Here is a 17368-nt window from a genome sequence, read left to right as displayed (position 1 = left end):
TACGCGAGGCCTGACGCGACGGTACAGGGGCCCTCAGTGCTTGGGCTGGGCCTCGGGATCCTCCACCTGCTCGACCTGCGGCTGGCCGGGATGCTGCTCGGTATAGAGCAGCATGGCGGCCATGCGGGCGTGCTCGGTGAGGGCGAAGAGGTCGTTCTCGTTCTCGGCGCTGTCATCGAGGTCGGTGTCGATGGCCGTCAGCCCGCGAAGGTCGTCGATCGCCTCGCGCAACGCCTCGGACCAGGCCTTGCGCGGCGTGTCGCCGGCATCCTCGATCACCTCGAGGAAACCCTGGGTCCACTCCTTGAGGCCCTGGGCGCGCTCGGCCAGCGAGAACAGTTCATCGGGCAGCAGCGGCTCGTAATGCATCTCGCTGGCCGAGAGCGCCTCCAGGGTCTGGCGGCGCCAGCCCAGCAGGCGCTCGGCGGCCGGCTCGTCCTTGGGCTGCTCGACCCCGAGGTTCTCGCAGACCGTCGCGAGCCAGGCCTCAGCGCCGAGGTCGTGCAGCGCCAGCGCGGCGCACAGGCGACCGTCGAGGAAGGCCGGCGACTGCATGCTGCCATGCAGCAGGAAGGTATCGGCGATATCGGCGAAATCCTGGCGTTCGTTGATCAGTGACATGGGCCCATCCGGTGCGAGAGCCGTGCGTGCGTTGACCGGCCGCAAACGGCTCTCTTATAGTGACTTGACGTACGTATCCCCTACGATGTTAACGCATCGGGCCCCCATGGCGCGCACCCCCGCGTTCGTCCGGGCCCCGCCGGAGCACCCCCATGACCGACGCCTCGCGGCCCACCACCGAGATCACCCTGCTGCAGCGCCAGTACGTCATCGCCTGTCCGCCGGACGAGCAGGACAAGCTGGAGCGCGCCGCTCGCTACCTGGATCGCGCCATGCAGGGCATCCATGCCCAGGGCAAGGTCGTCGACCGGGAGAAGATCGCCATCATGGCGGCACTGAACATCACCCACGAGCTGCTCGAGGCGCTGGAGGAGCGCCGCGCCGGGGAGCAGAGCCTCGGCGAGCTGAGCGCGCGCCTGGAGAAGGCGCTGGCCGACGCCCCCTCGCGCTGAGGATTCTTCGCTTTGGACGAACGGCTCGCTCTGCTAGGATAGAGACGTTCCCTGGGGTGTTCGCCAGTCGTTATAGTCCCTCGAGCCTATGCGCAGTACCCAGGGGGCCAACAGCTAGTCCGGACCCGTGTGCATGTCCGTGCGACGGAAAGCCTGACGGTCCGGCTGCGGCCACCCACCTTGAACCAAGGGTTCAAGGGCCAGAACGACAGCGGCACTCTGGGGAACTCTATCCGACATGACGCACATGCAGGATACCGCCGCCCACGCCACGCGAGACGACGCGCGACGCGCCCTGCGCCGTGAACTGCGTCGCAAGCGTCGGCAGTTGAGCGCCCGCCAGCAAGCGGTAGCCGCTCGGCGACTTTGCCACCGCCTGCGCCACCTGCCCGAGGTGCGCCGGGCCCGACGCGTGGCCCTCTACCTGCCGAACGACGGCGAGATCGATCCGACCCGGCTGATGCCCTGGCTGCATGGCCGCGGCGCACGCGTCTTCCTGCCCGTGCTGCGCCCGCTATCCCATAACGCCCTGTGGTTCGTCCACTACCATGCCGACACGCCCATGGTGACCAATCGCTTCGGGATTCCCGAGCCCTGCACCCGCCACGGCGCCCATCGCGCCCGCCGCATGCCGGCCTGGGCCCTGGACCTGATCCTGATGCCACTGGTGGGCTTCGACGACGAGGGGCAGCGCATCGGCATGGGCGGCGGCTTCTACGATCGCACCCTGGCCTTCACCCGCGGCGCCGGCCCGCGACCCCGCCTGGTCGGCCTGGCCCATGACTGTCAGCGGGTCGAGCGACTGCCGATCGCTCCCTGGGACGTGCCCCTGGACGCCATCGTCAGCGATACCCGCATCCTGCGCCCCTGACGGGCCTGCATGCCTCGTGCGCCCGACATGAAAAAAGCGGCCGATGGCTGAGCATCGACCGCTTTCTCGGGAATCGTGGTGGGCAGCAGGAGGATCAGTGCCCGACCAGTGCCTGGGCATAACCGGTTGCCACGACGCCGATACCGAAGATCAGTGCCAGGGTCATGACCAGGTCGGGCTTGCGCTTCATCGTCGACTCCCTTCGATGGATTCGCTACGGCGCATACGGAGCCCTCCGATGCGCGGGCGTAAAGATGGCTGCTCTCGACTATACGACGTCGCGGACGCCGCAAAATGCCCATTTGGCCCCGCAAACACTGTTTCTTGGCGGCTTCCGGTCCGCAGACCACGAGACGTCGGCCTTTCGTGATAACAAGAGCCGTTGGGCACCCTCGAGCGAGGCCACAGCCTAGCCCAAGGCCCCGGGCATGACAACCGTCATACCCGGAACACGACGGAAAAAACGCTGTCGTGGCCTAAGCTCACGCGCGAGCAAACATTCACTCACGCCGACCGTGCCGATCAGGCCATGAACAGCCGATAGGCGGGGTTGTCCGACTCCTTCCAGTAGCGATAGCCGATCTCGTCGAAGTGCTCCTCGACGTGGCCGCGATCGTCGCCCGGCAGCTGCATGCCGACCAGCACCCGGCCATAGGCGGCGCCGTGGTTGCGGTAGTGGAACAGCGAGATGTTCCAGTCCTGGGGCAGGTGGGTGAGGAAGTTCATCAGCGCGCCGGGGCGTTCCGGGAACTCGAAGCGATAGGCCTCCTCGTCGAACTGCTGCTTGGGTCGGCCGCCGCCCAGGTGGCGAATGTGCAGCTTGGCCAGCTCGTTGTCGGTGAGGTCTTCCACCGGATAGCCAGCCCCGCGCAGCTTGTCGATGACCGCCTGACGGTCCTCGCCGCCGGGCTTGACCTGGACGCCGACGAAGATATGCGCCTGCTCGGGGTCGGCGTAGCGATAGTTGAACTCGGTGACCATACGCTTGCCGATGGTGCGGCAGAACTTCTTGAAGCTGCCCGGCTTCTCGGGAATGGTCACCGCCAGGATCGCCTCGCGCTGCTCGCCGAGCTCGGTGCGCTCGGCGATGTGCTGCAGGCGATCGAAGTTGGTGTTGGCGCCGGAGTTGATGCACACCAGGGTCTCGCCGCTGGCGCCGGTCTGCTGGATGTACTTCTTGAGGCCGGCCAGGGACAGCGCGCCGGAGGTCTCGGACACTGCCCGGGTATCCTCGAAGATGTCCTTCACCGCGGCGCACATCTCGTCGGTATTGACGGTGATGACGTCATCCACCAGGCCCTGCATCACCGCGAAGGGCGCCTCGCCGATCTGGGCCACGGCTACCCCCTCGGCGAACACCCCGACCTGGTCCAGGGTCACCCGCTCGCCGTCGCTCAGCGCCGCCTTCAGGCAGGCACTGTCCTCGGATTCCACGCCGATCACCTTGATCTCGGGGCGCAGATACTTGACGTAGGCCGCCACGCCGGCGATCAGCCCGCCGCCGCCCACCGGCACGAAGATGGCATCCAGTCGGCCGGGGTTCTGGCGCAGGATCTCCACGGCGACGGTACCCTGGCCGGCGATGACGTCGATGTCGTCGAAGGGCGGGATATAGGTGTAGCCGTGTTCTTCGATCAGCTCCTGGGCATGGGCGGCGGCCTCACCAAAGGCATCGCCCTTGAGCACGACCTTGGCGCCCCGCGCGCGCACCGCGGCGACCTTGATCTCCGGGGTGATGCGCGGCATCACGATCACCGCCTTGACGCCCATCTGGCGCGCCGCCAGGGCCAGCCCCTGGGCATGATTGCCCGCCGAGGCGGCGATCACGCCCTTGGCCTTCTGCTCGTCGGTCAGCTGGGCCATCTTGTTGTAGGCGCCGCGAATCTTGAAGGAGTGGACCGGCTGGAGGTCCTCGCGCTTGATCAGGATCTGGTTGTTGAACCGGCGAGAGAGGAAGGGGGCCGGCGAGATCGGCGTTTCCCGGGCGGCCTCGTAAACCCGGGCCTGCAATATCTTCTTGACGGTGTCTTCGAGCATCCTGATCTTCCGATGGGTGGCGCGAGGAGCCGCATGACGCGGCACGAGGGGAACCCTTATTGGTAGCATTCCGGCGACCACGGCGTCCAGCACGGCGAGGCGCCATGGCCTATAATGGCGCGGCATTCGCCCCCGACACCCACATCCAAGCGAGCAGGACATGACCCAGGACGAACTCAAGGACGCCGTGGCGGCCGCCGCCCTCGACGAGATCCGCCCCCTCCTCGGCAACGACATCGTGATCGGCATCGGCACCGGTTCCACCGCCGACCGCTTCATCGACAAGCTGGCCGCGCTGCGCGGCGACTTCCGCGGCGCCGTGGCCAGCTCGGAGGCCAGCGCCGAGCGCCTGCGGGGTCACGGCATCGACGTCTTCGAGCTCAACGAGGTCGGCACCGTGCCCGTCTATGTCGACGGCGCCGACGAAGTGAACGCTCACCTCCAGATGATCAAGGGCGGTGGCGCGGCCCTGACCCGGGAGAAGATCGTCGCCGCCTGTGCCCAGCGCTTCGTGTGCATCGCCGATGGCTCCAAGAAGGTCGAGCGGCTGGGCGACTTCCCGCTGCCGGTGGAGGTGATCCCCATGGCCCGCTCCTACGTGGCCCGCGAGCTGGTCAAGCTGGGCGCCGATCCGGTCTACCGCGAGGGCGTGGTCACCGACAACGGCAACCAGATCCTCGACTGCTATGAGTTCATGATCGACGACCCGGCCGCCATGGAAGCGCGCCTGAACGCCATCGTCGGGGTGGTCACCAACGGGCTGTTCGCGGCCCGCGGCGCCGACGTGCTGCTGCTGGGTACCGACCAGGGCGTGCAGCGTCTGACGCCTCAATAAAGCAGCGCCGGGCATAAGCCGGAGCGAGGGGGTTTCGACCATGGGTGAGGTGATCTTCGCCGAACGGGCTGGCCATGGATGGCCCGCATCGGTCCTGCAAGCGGAGCGGGATGCGAGAGCGCCGCAGGGCCAAAGTAGCGTCCACGGAAGGGGTTACAGCCCCCTCGCACAGGCTTGTACCCGGGAAGGCGATGCATTCCGGCAGGCCAGAAAGTAAGCGCTCACTTCGACCGAAGAAGCCGCTCTAGGCCTGCCAGCGTCCGCGCCAGCGCGCCACGGTTGGCCTCGACCACCGCCCGGCCGGCCGCGGCGAGGCGCTGGCGCTCCGCCGCGTCGTCGAGCAGGCGCGACAGCGCCTCGGCGAGCGTCGCGGCGTCATCGACCTCCACCAGTGCCTGCCGCTCACGCAGCGCGTCGGCCACCTCCGTGAAGTTGGCGAGCTCGGGGCCAGTCAGCACCGGCACGCCCATGGCGGCCGGCTCCAGCAGGTTGTGCCCGCCCACCGGCACCAGGCTGCCGCCCACGAAGGCCAGGTCCGCCGCCCCGTAGAGTGCCGAGAGTTCGCCCATGGTGTCGCCCAGATAGACCGCGGTCTCGGCGGTCACCACCTCGCCCCTGGAACGACGCGCCAACGCCATGCCGCACGAGCGGCAAAGCGCGGCCACCGCCTCGAAGCGTTGCGGGTGGCGCGGCACCAGGATCAGCAGCACCTCGGGGTGGCGCTCCCGCAGCCGGGCATGGGCCTCGAGCAGCGCCTCGTCCTCGCCCTCGTGGGTCGAGCCCGCCACCCACACCGCGCGCTCGCCGAAGCGGGTACGCAAGCGCTCACTCACCTCAAGGGCCTCGTCGTCACTGGCCAGGTCGAACTTCAGCGAGCCGGTCACCTCGGATGTCGCCTCCGCCATGCCCAGCGCCCGGAAGCGCTCGGCGTCGACCTCGGACTTGGCCCCCAGCCAGTCCACGTGGGACAGCGCCTCGGCCATCAGTCGCCCGAGGCGTCGGTACCCCTGGAAGGCCCGCGCGGAGAGGCGTCCGTTGACCACCGCCACCGGCACCGCCTGCCGTTCGCAGGCGGCCAGCAGGTTGGGCCACAGTTCGGTCTCGAAGAAGATCGCCAGGTCCGGACGCAGGCGCCCGAGGAAACGCCGAGCGGCGCCGGGAAAGTCCAGGGGAACGAAGTGATGGCTCACTTCGGCGACATCGGCCTCGCCGTGCAGCCGCTCGGCCAAGGCCCGGGCACGTTCGGCGCCGGTGGCGGTCATGGTGGTGAGTACCAGGCGATGGCCGGGATAGCGACGCGCCAGGGCCTCGATCAACGGCCGTGCCGCCTGCACCTCGCCGACCGAGGCACAGTGCAGCCACAGGCTCCGCACACCCTCGGGGGAGGCCGCGATGCGGCCCAGGCGCTCGGCGCGGGAGCGGCCCGGCAGCTGCTCCCGCCATACCCGCCGCCACACCAGCGGCGAGAGCGTCAGCAGCGCGGCCGAGTAACCATGCCGTATCCAGGGATGGCCGGCCATCAGGCCTCGCGGTCGAGGATGGTGGAGATCATTGCCGTGGTGGAGACGCCGTCCTCGAAGCCCAGCACCCGGACCTCGCCGCCGGCGGCCCGCACGGCTTCGCCGCCGGCGATCTGCTCGGGCCGGTAGTCGCCGCCCTTGACCAGCACGTCGGGCAGCACCGCCTCGATCAACCGCTGCGGGGTGTCCTCGGCGAAGGGCACCACCCAGTCCACCGCCCCCAGCCCGGCCAGCACCTGCATGCGCCGGCTCAAGGGGTTGATCGGCCGCTTGGGCCCCTTGAGGCGGGCGATGGACGCGTCGTCGTTGACCGCCACGATCAGTCGATCGCCGAGCTGGCGGGCGTGCTCCAGGTAGGCCACGTGGCCGGCGTGGAGGATGTCGAAGCAGCCGTTGGTCATCACCACCCGCTCGCCGCGGGCCTGGGCGGCGCGTACCGCCTCGATCAGCGCCGGCTCGGCGATGACGCCGAACTCGGCCAGCTTGTCGCCGTGCAGGGCAGTATAGAGCTCGGCGATCGACAGGGTCGCGGTGCCGGGCTTGGCGACCACCAGGCCCGCGGCCAGGTTGGCCAGGGTCATCGCCTCGGGGAAGCCGTGGCCGGCGGCCAGCGCCAGGCCCAGCACCCCGATAACGGTGTCGCCGGCGCCTGTCACGTCGAAGACCTCCCGGGCGCGGGTCGGCAGGTGCAGCGGCTCGTGGCCCGCGCGGATCAGGGTCATGCCCTTCTCGCTGCGGGTGATCAGCAGCGCCTCGAGTTCGAGCTCGGCGCGCAGCGCCTCCCCGCGCACGGCCAGGGTGGCGTCGTCCGGACAGGGGCCGGCGACCGCCTCGAACTCGGCCAGGTTGGGGGTGATCACGCTGGCGCCCCGGTACTTGCGGAAGTCGCCGCCCTTGGGATCGACCAGCACGCGCTTGCCGGCCGACCGCACGCGGTCGATCAGCCCCTGGACGTCGGCCAGGGTGCCCTTGCCGTAGTCGGAGAGGATCACCAGGTCGGCATCGCCCAGGGCCGCCTCGACCCGGCTCGTCAGGGGCCCGGTGTCCACGTCGCCAAGCCCCTGCTCGAAATCGAGGCGAATCAGTTGCTGGTTGCGACTCATCACCCTGAGCTTGGTGATGGTGGGAATCTCGGCGCTGCGGGCGAAGTGAGTGCTCACACCGGCATCCTCGAGCCGCCGGGTCAGCAGGTCGGCGTTGTCGTCGTCGCCGACCAGGCCGGCGAGCGCCGCCCTGGCCCCCAGCGAGGCGATGTTGAGCGCCACGTTGGCGGCACCGCCCGGCCGGTCCTCGGCCTCGTCGACCCGCACCACCGGGACCGGGGCCTCGGGGGAGATGCGCGAGGTCCCGCCATGGAAGTAGCGGTCGAGCATCACGTCGCCCACCACCAGCAGGCGTGAGTGCTCCAGGGCGGTCAGATCAAGCTTCATCGGAAGGCTCCCTTTCCTGGCGGTCGGCGGCGATGGCCAGCACCGCCTCGAGATGACGGATGACGTCGTCGGCATGGATCAGCGACATGGCGTCGGGATGGCGGACCCGCTGCCCCCAGGGCAGCGTGTCGGGCTCCTTGTGCAGGAAGTGGCGCACCGCCTCCGGATAGCGGTCGACCACGTGCTCGCGCCAGCAGTAGGGGCCGGCCCGTTCCAGGTTGGTGGTGGCATAGAGCCCGACCACCGGGGTGTTCAGGGCGTTGGCCATGTGCACCGGCCCCGAGTCCGGCGCCACCACCGCCCGGGCGCGGTCGATCAACGCCAGCAGGCCCTTGAGCGAGGACGCGCCGATGGCGTCGATCACCGCCCCGGGCTGCGACAGCGCCTGGATGCGGCTGCCCATCTCGCGCTCCTGGGTGCTGCGGCCACCGGTCAGCACCGTCTTCAGGCCGTGCTGGACCCAGGCATGCTCGACCACGCTGGCATAGCCCTCCGCCGACCAGTTGCGGAAGTTGCGCAGCCGCGGATTGGCGCAGGGGCTCATCAGCACGTAGGGCGACTCGCCGGTCAGCGCCGCGGCCTCCTCGCGGGCGGCGTCGGGAATCGGCAGATCCCAGGCCAGGGAGAGGTCCTCGACGCCCAGCAGCCGGGCGAAGTCGAGGTAGGACTCCAGCACGTGAGCCCGGGGGTGGGGCGCCAGCTGGCGGTGCGTGAACCAGTGCTGGGCATCCTTGGCCCGGGCCTTGTCGTAGCCGACGCGCAGGTCGGCCTTGAGGCCCAGCGACAGCACGCTGGCGCGCAGCGCCTGCTGCATGTGCAGCAGCACGTCGAAGCGGGTGTCGGCGAGTTCGCGCCACAGCGCGCGCATCCCCGCCAGGCCCTCGGCCTTGTCGTAGACGACGAACTCGACCCCCGACAGGCCGGCCAGTAGACTGTGCTCGCTCCTGCCGATGATCCAGGTGATGCGCGCCTCGGGCCATTGGCGTTGCAGGGCGCGCACCGTCGGCACCAGGTTACAGACATCGCCCAGGGCGGAGAGACGCAGCACGCCGATATGGGCGGGGCTGGCGGGCAGAGGATGCTTCATGCGATTGGCAACGTTTCGAGCGGGAAAGGTGTTCATTTTATATGATGCCGACAGTTTATGTGACGCCAATGGGGCGCCACAAATCGGCCCGTCGACCTTCGCTCCCGACCACTGGCGCCGTCAGGCACGCGTGACCGGCGAGGCCCCCGGCCGTGGCGCCAGCCTGTTTCTCGATGCCGGCGATGAGCAATGGGTGCTGCGTCCCTACCGCCGCGGCGGCCTGGCCGCCCGGATCAGTGAATCACGCTATGTGTGGACCGGCACCGAGCGCAGCCGTTCCTTCCGCGAGCTGCGCCTGACCGCCCACCTGTTCTCGCTCGGCCTGCCGGTGCCCCGCCCGGTGGCGGCGCTGACGACCCGCCACGGCCCATGCTACGAGGCCGCCCTGATCACCGTGCGCCTGCCCGGGGCCCGTGCCCTCGCCGACGGGCTCCCGGATGCCGGTGAGGCCCTGCTGGCCCGGGTCGGCGCCACGGTGCGTCGCTTCCACGACGCCGGCCTCGATCACGTGGACCTCAACGCCCGCAACCTGCTGGTCGATGACGACGAGAGGGTATGGCTGATCGACTTCGACCGCTGCCGGCTGCGCGAGCCCGGCCAGTGGCAGGACGCCAACCTCGAGCGGCTGGCCCGCTCGCTGGCCAAGTTCGACGCCGCCCCCGCCATGGCCGCCATCCGTCGCGGCTACGAGGCCGGCGAGGACGCCTGACCCGCATACTCCGTCACCAGCGCCTCGACGTGGCGGGCCAGGGTGAAGTCCTCGCGCACCCGCGCCCGGCCCGCCGCGCCTAGCCGCTCGCGCAGCGCGCCGTCGTCGACCAGCTCGGCCAGCGCCGCGGCCCATTCGTCGGGCGATTCGGGATCGGCCAGCCGCCCGGTCTCCGGGCTCACCAGCTCGGGAATCGCCCCGCTCGACGCCCCCACCACCGGCCGAGCGGCGGCCATGGCCTCGATCACCGTCAGCCCGAAGGCCTCGTTGCGCGAGGGCGTGCAGACCACGTCCAGGGCCTGCAGGCAGCGCGCCAGGTCACCGCGAAAGCCGGTGAAGGTGACCCGCGAGCCAAGCTCCAGCGCCTCGACCCGCTGGCGAAGCTCGGCGACGAAGGCGGCGTGGCTGCCCTCTTCGGCCGTTAGACCGCCGATCATCACGCCCTGCCAGGCCGTGTTCGGCCGCCTCTCGGCCAGTCGCGCCAGGGCCTCGACCCAGACCCGTTGCCCCTTGCCCGGGGTGATCCGCCCCGGCAGGCCGATGGCCACCGCGCCCTCGGGCACGCCCAGCTCGGCGCGCAGCGCCGCGCGTTCGCCAGCGGCGAGCCCGGCGACGTAGGGCCCCGGGTCGATGCCCAGATAGAGCCGACGAATCCGCTCGGCCGGCAGCGGGAAGGCCTTGAGGTTGCGCTCGCGGGTCGCCTCGCTGATCGAAAACAGTCGGGTGACTCGCCCATAGGCCCAGCGGTGATAGGGATCGCGCTTGGGCCGCGTGACCCCCATGTGGTCGGTGAAGAACAGCCTCAGCCCGGGGCGCAACGCGGCCAGCAAGGCGCCCAGGCGCAGGTCGCTGGACTTGTGGCAGTGCACGACGTCGATACCATGGGCCTTCAGGTAGGCCAGGATCCGCCCGACCCGCCACAGCGCCTGGCCGCGGGACGGCACCGTCAGCGGCGCGATGCCGGCCGCCTCGAGGCTCGCCGCCACGCGAGAGCCCTCCAGCGCCAGGCCGTGGGCCTCCCACCCCTGGCGGGCCAGCTCGGGTATAATCCGGGCAGGATACATTTCCAGTCCGCCCCAGCCGTTCGAGAGGCAGAGCTGCATGACCTTGGGTCGCAAGGCATCCTCCATTCGGTATCGGGGCTCGGGAGCCCCATGACGAGTTTCTCCGACCAACGGCCGCCGCGCCTGCTGGTGGTTCGCAACGACAAGCTCGGCGACTTCATGCTGGCCTGGCCGGCCCTGGCGGCCCTCAAGGCCGCCACGCCGCGGCCCCATGTCAGCGTGCTGGTTCCGGACTATACCGCGCCCCTGGCCCGCGCCTGTCCCTGGGTGGACGAGGTGATCCTCGACCCCGGCGATGGCGCCGGCCGCGAGGCGCGACGCGAGCTGCTGACCCGGCTCGAGGCCGGGCGCTTCGATGCCCTGCTGACGCTGTTCTCCACGCCGCGCATCGGCTGGCTGGGCTGGCGCGCCGGCATCCCGCTGCGCCTGGCCCCGGCCACCAAGTGGGCCCAGCTATTCTACAACCGCCGGGTCACCCAGCGCAGGTCGCGCTCGGACAAGCCGGAATACGTCTACAACCAGGAGCTCGCCGAGGCGCTGCTCGACGCCCTGGGGCTCGCGGTGCCGCCGCGCCCGGCGCCGCCCTTCTGGCCGCTGGCGGCCGAAGAGCGCGCCCGCCAGCGTGAGGCGGTGGCCGCGTCGACCGGCCTGGCGGACGAGCGCCCCTGGCTGTTCCTGCACCCCGGCAGCGGCGGCTCGGCGGTCAACCTCGGCCCCGAGGCCTATGCGCGGCTGGCCCGCGACGTCGACGCCCGGCTGCGCGCCACGGGCACGCCCCCGGCCTGGGTGATCACCGCCGGGCCCGGCGAGGCCGACAACGCCGATGCCCTGTGCCAGGCGCTCGCCCAGGCCGGCCTCGAGGCCCGGCGCCTGCCGCCGAGCCCGGGGCTCGCGGCCTTCGCCCGCAGCCTGGCGGCCGCCGACCTGTTCATCGCCGGCTCCACCGGACCGCTGCACGTGGCCGCCTGCCTGAACCGACCCACCGCGGGCTTCTATCCGGCACGCCGCTCGGCGACGCCGCTGCGCTGGCAGACCTGCAACGCCGAGGATCGCCGCCTGGCCTTCTGCCCGCCCGAGCAGGCCCACGAGGCGGACATGGCGGCCATCGACCTGACGGCGGCGGCCGCCGCCATTGCCGAGCGCCTGCACCCCTCCCCGATCAGCGAGACCTGCCCATGACGCCCATCACCGGCATCATCATCACGCTCGACGAGGCCGACAACGTCGCCGACTGCGTCGCTTCTTTGCAGCGGGTCTGCGACGAGGTCATCGTCGTCGACTCCGGCAGCCGGGACGACACCGTGGCCCTCGCCGAAGCCGCCGGCGCCCGAGTCATCCACCAGCCCTACCTGGGCGACGGCCCCCAGAAGGCCTTCGCCGTGCCCCAGGCGAAGCACGACTGGATCCTGGCCCTGGACGCCGACGAGCGCCTCGACGACGACGCCGTCGCCGCGATCCAGGGCCTGGCGCTGGACGACCCCCGGCAGGCCTACCGCTTCAAGCGCCGCAACTTCGCCGGGCGCCACTGGATCCGCGCCGCGGGCTTCTACCCCGACCCGGTGACCCGGCTCTACAACCGCACCACCTCGGGCTACCTGCCCAAGAAGGCGCACTCCTCGGTGCAGGCACCCACGGTGGTGGACCTGGACGCCCATATCCGCCACTTCACCTATCGCGACCTGTCGCACTGGATACGGCGCATCGACGCGCTCTCCAGCCGCGACGCCTGGGCCATGAAGGAGCGCGGCAAGGGGCCGTCGGCGGTGCGTCCGGCCCTGCACGCGGCCAGTGCCACCTTCCGCAAGCTGATCCTCAAGGGCGGCCTGTTCCAGGGGGCGGACGGCTTCACCGTGGCCATGACCACGGCGTTCCACGCCTACATGAAGTATGCCAAGCTCAACGAGCTGTACGAGAACGAGCGCGCCGACGCCGATGATGCCTGACCGTTCCCTGCTCCCCCGCCTCCGGCGGCCGCGCTGGTGGGCCCTGCTGATCCTGGGCCTGGCCCTGGGGTTCACCGCCGTCATCACCACCCGGCTGCCGACCCTGGCGATGTGGCCGATCGCCGCCGGCTGGCTGTGGCTGGCCCGCCGCCGCCGCTGGGGCGACGCGGACGACGGCGCCGATACGACGGGGCGACGCTGGCCCTGGTCGCTGCTGCCGCTGACCCTGTGGGGCATCTACGTCTACTTGGCCGACAGCTTCGGCAACGTCGACCTCGGGGCGGTGTTCTTTCACCTCCAGGCGGGCATCGGCGAGCACGGCGGCGGCGAGCGCCTGGTCGCCGCGGCGCTCTACACCCTGGCCATGCTGGCGGTGCTGGCGGCCTTCACCTGGCTGGTGCGCGCCGATGCGCGCTGGGGGCGGCGCGAGCGGCTGCTGGCCGTGATACTGCTGCTCGGCAACCCCCTGCTGCTGGGGCTCGGCCAGCGCGGCTCGGCCCTGGTCACCGAGGACGGCGCCTGGCTGGAGCGCCGCTACGTGCCGCCGGCGATTCGCGCGGCGCCGCAGGAGCCCCCCAACCTGCTGGTGCTCTACCTGGAGAGCCTCGAGCGCACCTATGCGGACCGAGAACGCTTCGGCGACGCCTATGCGCCGCTCGCCGAGCTGGGCCGCCGCGGTGTGGTCTTCGAGGGCGTCCGCCAGCTCGACAATACCGGCTGGACCATGGCCGGGATGATCGCCAGCCAGTGCGGCACGCCGCTGATGCCGGCGGGGCTGCTCCATGACAGCCAGTTCGAGCCCCTGGAGCGGGTAGTGCCCGGGGTGGACTGCCTGGGCGACCTGCTGGAAGCCCGAGGCTACTCGCTGAGTTACCTGGGCGGCGCCAGCACCCGCTTCGCCGGCAAGGGGCGCTTCTACACCGGCCACGGCTTCGACCGGGTGCGCGGCCGCGAGACCCTGGCCCCGCGGCTCGAGGACCCGGACTACCTCAACAGCTGGGGGTTGTACGACGACAGCCTCTACGACTTCACCCTGGAGGAGATCCGCCGCCGCGAGGCAGAGGGCGGCCCCTGGGGCGTGGTCGCGCTGAGCCTGGGGACCCATCCCCCCGCCGGCTACCCGGCCCGGGCCTGCCGTGCGCGCCAGGGCGAGCACGACGGCGAGGACATCCTCTATTCGGTGAAGTGTTCCGCCTGGCTGGCCAAGCGGCTGGTCGAGCGGCTGGAGGCCGAGGGGCTGCTGGCCAATACCCTGGTGGTGCTCGCCAGCGACCACCTGACCATGCGCGTCTCGGCCTGGGAGGCACTGATCGCCGGCCCCCGGGCCAATACCCTGATGCTGCTGCACAACGACCTGGTGCCGCGTCGCCTGCGCCGCGAGGCCTCGACCCTGGACGTGCTACCCACGGTGCTCGAGGCCATGGGCTTCGGCATCGATCGCCACCGGGCGGGGTTGGGGGTCTCGCTGTTCGCCGCGGAACCGACCCTGGTCGAGCGCTACGGGCTCGAGCCGCTCAATGCCCGGCTCAAGGAGGAAACCGCCCTGCAGCGCCGACTCTGGGAAGGGCTCGACCTGCCTCGCCCGGAACCGACGCCGGCCACGGGCGAGCAGCGGGCTAGGCCCTGAGGATGGCCTCCAGCAGCCGCTCGGGCGGCTGCTGCTTGAGGCAGTTGGTGTGACCCAGCGGGCAGCTCCGCGCGAAGCAGGGCGAGCAGTCCAGCGCCAGGTAGTGGATCTCGGCGTTGTCGGTGAGCGGCGGCGTGTAGGCCGGCGAGGAGGAGCCGTAGATCGCCTGAACACGGGTGCCCGCGGCGGCGGCCACGTGCATCAGCCCCGAGTCGTTGGTCACCGCCTGGCGGCAGTCGGCGAGCAGGTCGACGGCGTCGGCCAGCCGGGTCTTGCCGCACAGGTTGTGGGCATGCTCGAGCCCGCCGGCGATGGTCTCGCCGGCGAGCGCGTCCTTGGGCCCGCCCATCACCCGCACCTCGAAGCCCTCGGCGATCAGCGCCTCGGCCAGGCTGCGGAAATAGGCCAACGGCCACTGCTTGGCGGGGCCGTACTCGGCGCCCGGCATCATGGCGATGGCCGGGCGGCCCCCGATACCGAGCGAGCCGTGCAGCGACACCCGGTTGGCGTCGTCGCGCCGCAGCGCCGGGCGCGGAATCGGGAAGACGCCCCGTGCGGCCTCGTCCGCCGGCAGGCCCAGCGACACGAAACGCTTCACGGTCTGGTCGAGCGTCGCCTTGTCCAGGGGGCGCCGCTCGTTGAGCAGCCCATAACGCTGCTCGCCGTGGAAGCCGACGCGCCGCGGGATACGCGCCAGGAAGGGCACCAGCGCCGACTTCCAGGAGCGCGGCAGCACGATGGCGCGATCGAAGCGCCCGCGCAGCGATGCCGCCAGCCGCCGCCGCGCGGCCCAGCCGAACTCGCCGTGGCCGACTTCCAGCGCGGCCACCTCGTCGACCTCTTCCATGCGCTCGAGGATCGGCCGCGACCAGGCCGGCGCCACCACGCCGATGCGCGCCGCGGGGTCCCGGGCCTTGAGCGTCTTGAACAGGCTCTGGGCCATGACCATGTCGCCGACCCAGGACGGGCCGACGACCAGGATGCGCTCGCCCGGGTCAGGCATTCAGCCACTCCAGATAGGCCCTCACGCCCTCGGCCACGGTGTGGAACTCGCGGTCGTAGCCGGCCTCGCGCAGCCGCGCGATGTCGGCGCGGGTGTAGCTCTGGTAGCGGCCCTTGAGCTCGTCGGGGAAATCGATGTACTCGATCCGGCCCTTGCCGTAGTAGTCGGTGACCGCCTCGCCGATCGCCTTGAACGGCTCGGCGCGGCCGGTGCCGAGGTTGAAGATGCCGGAGGCCTCGGGGTGGTCGAGGAACCACAGGTTCACGTCGACCACGTCGCCCACGTAGATGAAGTCGCGGCTCTGCATGCCGGCCTCATAGCCGTCCCAGGCGCCGAACAGCTTGAGGTCCTGGCCGCCGCTGATCTGGGTGTGGTGGTGGTAGGCGACGCTGGCCATCTTGCCCTTGTGCTGCTCGCGGGGGCCATAGACATTGAAGTAGCGGAAGCCCACCACCTGGCTCTCGAACTCGTCGTGGCGGGCCCGCACATACTGGTCGAACAGCAGCTTGGAATAGCCGTAGACGTTGAGCGGCTTCTCGTGCTCGGGCTCCTCGCGGAACACCTCGCTGCCGCCGTAGGTCGCCGCCGAGGAGGCGTAGATGAAGGGGATGCCCTTGAGCTGGCAGAAGTGCAGCAGCTCCTTGGAGTACTCGAAGTTGTTCTCGAGCATGAAGCGACCGTCCCACTCCGTGGTATCGGAGCAGGCACCCTCATGGAAGATCGCCTCGATGGGCGGCAGGTGCGGGTTCTCGCCGTTGAGGGCGGCCTTGACCCGGGCCAGGAAGTCGTCCTTGTCCAGGTAGTCGCCGAGGGTGCAGTCGGCGAGGTTGGCGAACTTGGTGCCGTCGCGGAGGTCATCGACCACCAGCACGTCGTCGCGGCCGCGCTCGTTGAATGCCTTGACCAGATTCGAGCCGATGAAGCCGGCTCCGCCTGTCACTACGATCATGGGGATTCCTCTCTATGCGGTTGGGCCACCGCGGTCGGGCCAATGATGAGGGGCGCCGGGGACGGAGCGAAGAGAGGGTCCTACGCCATGGATGGCGTCGGTAGCGCCCAGGGAAGGGTTCACAGCGCCCTCTCGCAGCTCCGTCGACGGATCAGCCCCGAGCCCGCGCCCGACGACGATGGCCCCATGTATTCCGGGCTGCGCCTATAACCGATCTGCCCGTGATTGTATACTTGACGGCTCGTGAATTCATGGCCAACGGTGACCCGCCAATGACACAGTCGACGCCAGACGTGACAACCTTCCAGGGCCTGATCCTGGCCCTGCAGCAGTACTGGGCCGAACAGGGCTGCGTGGTCCTCCAGCCTCTGGACATGGAGGTCGGCGCCGGGACCTTTCACCCGGCCACCTTCCTGCGTTCCATCGGTCCCGAGACCTGGAATGCCGCCTACGTCCAGCCCTCCCGTCGCCCCACCGACGGCCGCTACGGGGAAAACCCCAACCGCCTGCAACACTACTACCAGTTCCAGGTGGTGATGAAGCCCTCCCCTGCCGACCTCCAGGAGCTCTATCTCGGTTCGCTCAAGCGTCTGGGCATCGACCCGCTGGTTCATGACATCCGCTTCGTCGAGGACAACTGGGAATCGCCCACCCTCGGCGCCTGGGGCCTGGGCTGGGAGGTGTGGCTCAACGGCATGGAGGTCACCCAGTTCACCTACTTCCAGCAGGCCGGCGGCCTGGAGTGCTACCCGGTCACCGGCGAGTTGACCTACGGCATCGAGCGCATCGCCATGTACGTCCAGGACGTCGACAGCGTCTATGACCTGGTGTGGACCGTCGCCCCGGATGGCACCCGAGTCACCTACGGCGACGTCTTCCTGCAGAACGAGCGCGAGCAGTCGACCTACAACTTCGAACATGCCGACGTGCCGGCGCTGTTCGGCGCCTTCGATCACCAGGAACGCGAGTGCACCAAGCTGCTCGAGGCCAACCTGCCGCTGCCCGCCTACGAGCAGGTACTCAAGGCCTCGCACACCTTCAACCTGCTCGACGCCCGTCACGCCATCTCGGTCACCGAGCGCCAGCGCTATATCCTGCGCGTGCGCACCATGGCCCGTGACGTGGCCCACGCCTACTACGAATCGCGCAAGGCCGCCGGCTTCCCGCTGGCCCCCGAGGCCTTGCGCCGCGAACTGCTAGCCGAACAGGGAGACGCTTGA

The 17368-nt window shown here is 70.1% G+C and carries 16 protein-coding genes and 1 other RNA gene; 9 read left to right on the top strand and 8 right to left on the bottom strand.

Going from position 1 to position 17368, the window contains the following annotated elements:
• Positions 1-33: 33 nt before the first annotated feature.
• Positions 34-621: a UPF0149 family protein gene (locus ACXAFN_RS12160; RefSeq protein WP_474989020.1), complete on the bottom strand. Its 588-nt coding sequence runs from the start codon at positions 619-621 to the stop codon at positions 34-36.
• 152 nt (positions 622-773) lie between these two features.
• Between ACXAFN_RS12160 and ACXAFN_RS12155 the strand changes: the two genes are divergently transcribed.
• The 3 genes from ACXAFN_RS12155 to ACXAFN_RS12145 all read left to right on the top strand — a co-directional run bounded on the left by ACXAFN_RS12155 (position 774) and on the right by ACXAFN_RS12145 (position 1944).
• Positions 774-1073: a cell division protein ZapA gene (locus ACXAFN_RS12155; protein WP_474989018.1), complete on the top strand. Its 300-nt coding sequence runs from the start codon at positions 774-776 to the stop codon at positions 1071-1073.
• Positions 1074-1118: 45 nt separating this feature from the next.
• Positions 1119-1303: non-coding RNA, 6S RNA (ssrS, locus tag ACXAFN_RS12150), on the top strand.
• A gap of 8 nt (positions 1304-1311) precedes the next feature.
• Positions 1312-1944 (top strand): 5-formyltetrahydrofolate cyclo-ligase, encoded by a 633-nt coding sequence (locus tag ACXAFN_RS12145; RefSeq protein WP_474989017.1) that lies wholly within the window; start codon positions 1312-1314, stop codon positions 1942-1944.
• A 522-nt stretch (positions 1945-2466) separates the two neighbouring features.
• Here the strand turns inward: ACXAFN_RS12145 and ilvA are convergent.
• Entirely contained in the window at positions 2467-4050 is a 1584-nt protein-coding gene (gene ilvA, locus ACXAFN_RS12140; RefSeq protein ID WP_474989102.1) for a threonine ammonia-lyase, biosynthetic, read from the bottom strand.
• Between the two features lie 91 nt (positions 4051-4141).
• Between ilvA and rpiA the strand changes: the two genes are divergently transcribed.
• A complete protein-coding gene (gene rpiA / locus ACXAFN_RS12135) occupies positions 4142-4816 on the top strand; it encodes a ribose-5-phosphate isomerase RpiA (protein ID WP_474989015.1) in 675 nt (224 codons plus the stop codon).
• Positions 4817-5037: 221 nt separating this feature from the next.
• Here rpiA and waaA read toward each other — a convergent pair whose 3' ends face one another.
• The 3 genes from waaA to ACXAFN_RS12120 are packed head-to-tail and all read right to left on the bottom strand — an operon-like array spanning position 5038 to position 8853.
• Positions 5038-6336: a lipid IV(A) 3-deoxy-D-manno-octulosonic acid transferase gene (gene waaA, locus ACXAFN_RS12130; RefSeq protein WP_474989013.1), complete on the bottom strand. Its 1299-nt coding sequence runs from the start codon at positions 6334-6336 to the stop codon at positions 5038-5040.
• Positions 6336-7766 carry a bifunctional D-glycero-beta-D-manno-heptose-7-phosphate kinase/D-glycero-beta-D-manno-heptose 1-phosphate adenylyltransferase HldE gene (hldE, locus tag ACXAFN_RS12125; RefSeq protein ID WP_474989012.1) on the bottom strand — a complete coding sequence of 477 codons (1431 nt, stop codon included), beginning with the start codon at positions 7764-7766 and terminating at the stop codon, positions 6336-6338. The genes waaA and hldE overlap by 1 nt, the downstream gene beginning before the upstream one ends.
• Positions 7756-8853, bottom strand: coding sequence for a glycosyltransferase family 9 protein (locus ACXAFN_RS12120; RefSeq protein ID WP_474989011.1), 1098 nt, complete (start codon positions 8851-8853; stop codon positions 7756-7758). The genes hldE and ACXAFN_RS12120 overlap by 11 nt, the downstream gene beginning before the upstream one ends.
• Between ACXAFN_RS12120 and ACXAFN_RS12115 the strand changes: the two genes are divergently transcribed.
• Positions 8852-9562 carry a 3-deoxy-D-manno-octulosonic acid kinase gene (locus tag ACXAFN_RS12115; RefSeq protein WP_474989009.1) on the top strand — a complete coding sequence of 237 codons (711 nt, stop codon included), beginning with the start codon at positions 8852-8854 and terminating at the stop codon, positions 9560-9562. The two genes, ACXAFN_RS12120 and ACXAFN_RS12115, sit on opposite strands and share 2 nt — an antisense overlap.
• Here the strand turns inward: ACXAFN_RS12115 and ACXAFN_RS12110 are convergent.
• Positions 9538-10680, bottom strand: a complete 1143-nt coding sequence (locus ACXAFN_RS12110; RefSeq protein ID WP_474989007.1) for a glycosyltransferase family 4 protein — start codon at positions 10678-10680, stop codon at positions 9538-9540. The genes ACXAFN_RS12115 and ACXAFN_RS12110 overlap by 25 nt on opposite strands.
• Before the next feature lie 36 nt (positions 10681-10716).
• On the opposite strand from ACXAFN_RS12110, the gene ACXAFN_RS12105 reads away from it, so the two are divergent.
• Genes ACXAFN_RS12105 through ACXAFN_RS12095 form a run of 3 tightly spaced genes read left to right on the top strand, consistent with a single transcriptional unit; the run spans position 10717 to position 14196 of the window.
• Positions 10717-11805 (top strand): glycosyltransferase family 9 protein, encoded by a 1089-nt coding sequence (locus ACXAFN_RS12105; protein WP_474989005.1) that lies wholly within the window; start codon positions 10717-10719, stop codon positions 11803-11805.
• On the top strand, positions 11802-12569 hold the full coding sequence (locus tag ACXAFN_RS12100; RefSeq protein WP_474989003.1) for a glycosyltransferase family 2 protein: 768 nt from the start codon (positions 11802-11804) through the stop codon (positions 12567-12569). Before ACXAFN_RS12105 ends, ACXAFN_RS12100 begins: the two co-directional genes overlap by 4 nt.
• Positions 12559-14196 carry a sulfatase-like hydrolase/transferase gene (locus ACXAFN_RS12095; RefSeq protein WP_474989001.1) on the top strand — a complete coding sequence of 546 codons (1638 nt, stop codon included), beginning with the start codon at positions 12559-12561 and terminating at the stop codon, positions 14194-14196. The genes ACXAFN_RS12100 and ACXAFN_RS12095 overlap by 11 nt, the downstream gene beginning before the upstream one ends.
• Here the strand turns inward: ACXAFN_RS12095 and waaF are convergent.
• Positions 14186-15199: a lipopolysaccharide heptosyltransferase II gene (waaF, locus tag ACXAFN_RS12090; protein WP_474989000.1), complete on the bottom strand. Its 1014-nt coding sequence runs from the start codon at positions 15197-15199 to the stop codon at positions 14186-14188. The two genes, ACXAFN_RS12095 and waaF, sit on opposite strands and share 11 nt — an antisense overlap.
• On the bottom strand, positions 15192-16148 hold the full coding sequence (gene rfaD, locus ACXAFN_RS12085; protein ID WP_474988998.1) for an ADP-glyceromanno-heptose 6-epimerase: 957 nt from the start codon (positions 16146-16148) through the stop codon (positions 15192-15194). Before rfaD ends, waaF begins: the two co-directional genes overlap by 8 nt.
• 272 nt (positions 16149-16420) lie before the next feature.
• On the opposite strand from rfaD, the gene glyQ reads away from it, so the two are divergent.
• Positions 16421-17368 carry a glycine--tRNA ligase subunit alpha gene (gene glyQ / locus ACXAFN_RS12080; RefSeq protein ID WP_474988996.1) on the top strand — a complete coding sequence of 316 codons (948 nt, stop codon included), beginning with the start codon at positions 16421-16423 and terminating at the stop codon, positions 17366-17368.

The sequence above is a fragment of the Halomonas sp. ABH4_019 genome (assembly GCF_056159885.1).
The sequence above is the reverse complement of the archived record's forward strand: the minus strand, read 5'-3'. Positions and strand labels throughout refer to the sequence as shown.

Bases quoted from the DNA above. Each gene is read 5' to 3' on its own strand.
- ACXAFN_RS12160 (WP_474989020.1), bottom strand. From the start codon at position 621: ATGTCACTGATCAACGAACGCCAGGATTTCGCCGATATCGCCGATACC.
- ACXAFN_RS12155 (WP_474989018.1), top strand. From the start codon at position 774: ATGACCGACGCCTCGCGGCCCACCACCGAGATCACCCTGCTGCAGCGC.
- ACXAFN_RS12145 (WP_474989017.1), top strand. From the start codon at position 1,312: ATGACGCACATGCAGGATACCGCCGCCCACGCCACGCGAGACGACGCG.
- ilvA (WP_474989102.1), bottom strand. From the start codon at position 4,050: ATGCTACCAATAAGGGTTCCCCTCGTGCCGCGTCATGCGGCTCCTCGC.
- rpiA (WP_474989015.1), top strand. From the start codon at position 4,142: ATGACCCAGGACGAACTCAAGGACGCCGTGGCGGCCGCCGCCCTCGAC.
- waaA (WP_474989013.1), bottom strand. From the start codon at position 6,336: ATGGCCGGCCATCCCTGGATACGGCATGGTTACTCGGCCGCGCTGCTG.
- hldE (WP_474989012.1), bottom strand. From the start codon at position 7,766: ATGAAGCTTGATCTGACCGCCCTGGAGCACTCACGCCTGCTGGTGGTG.
- ACXAFN_RS12115 (WP_474989009.1), top strand. From the start codon at position 8,852: ATGCGATTGGCAACGTTTCGAGCGGGAAAGGTGTTCATTTTATATGAT.
- ACXAFN_RS12120 (WP_474989011.1), bottom strand. From the start codon at position 8,853: ATGAAGCATCCTCTGCCCGCCAGCCCCGCCCATATCGGCGTGCTGCGT.
- ACXAFN_RS12105 (WP_474989005.1), top strand. From the start codon at position 10,717: ATGACGAGTTTCTCCGACCAACGGCCGCCGCGCCTGCTGGTGGTTCGC.
- ACXAFN_RS12100 (WP_474989003.1), top strand. From the start codon at position 11,802: ATGACGCCCATCACCGGCATCATCATCACGCTCGACGAGGCCGACAAC.
- ACXAFN_RS12095 (WP_474989001.1), top strand. From the start codon at position 12,559: ATGATGCCTGACCGTTCCCTGCTCCCCCGCCTCCGGCGGCCGCGCTGG.
- waaF (WP_474989000.1), bottom strand. From the start codon at position 15,199: ATGCCTGACCCGGGCGAGCGCATCCTGGTCGTCGGCCCGTCCTGGGTC.
- rfaD (WP_474988998.1), bottom strand. From the start codon at position 16,148: ATGATCGTAGTGACAGGCGGAGCCGGCTTCATCGGCTCGAATCTGGTC.
- glyQ (WP_474988996.1), top strand. From the start codon at position 16,421: ATGACACAGTCGACGCCAGACGTGACAACCTTCCAGGGCCTGATCCTG.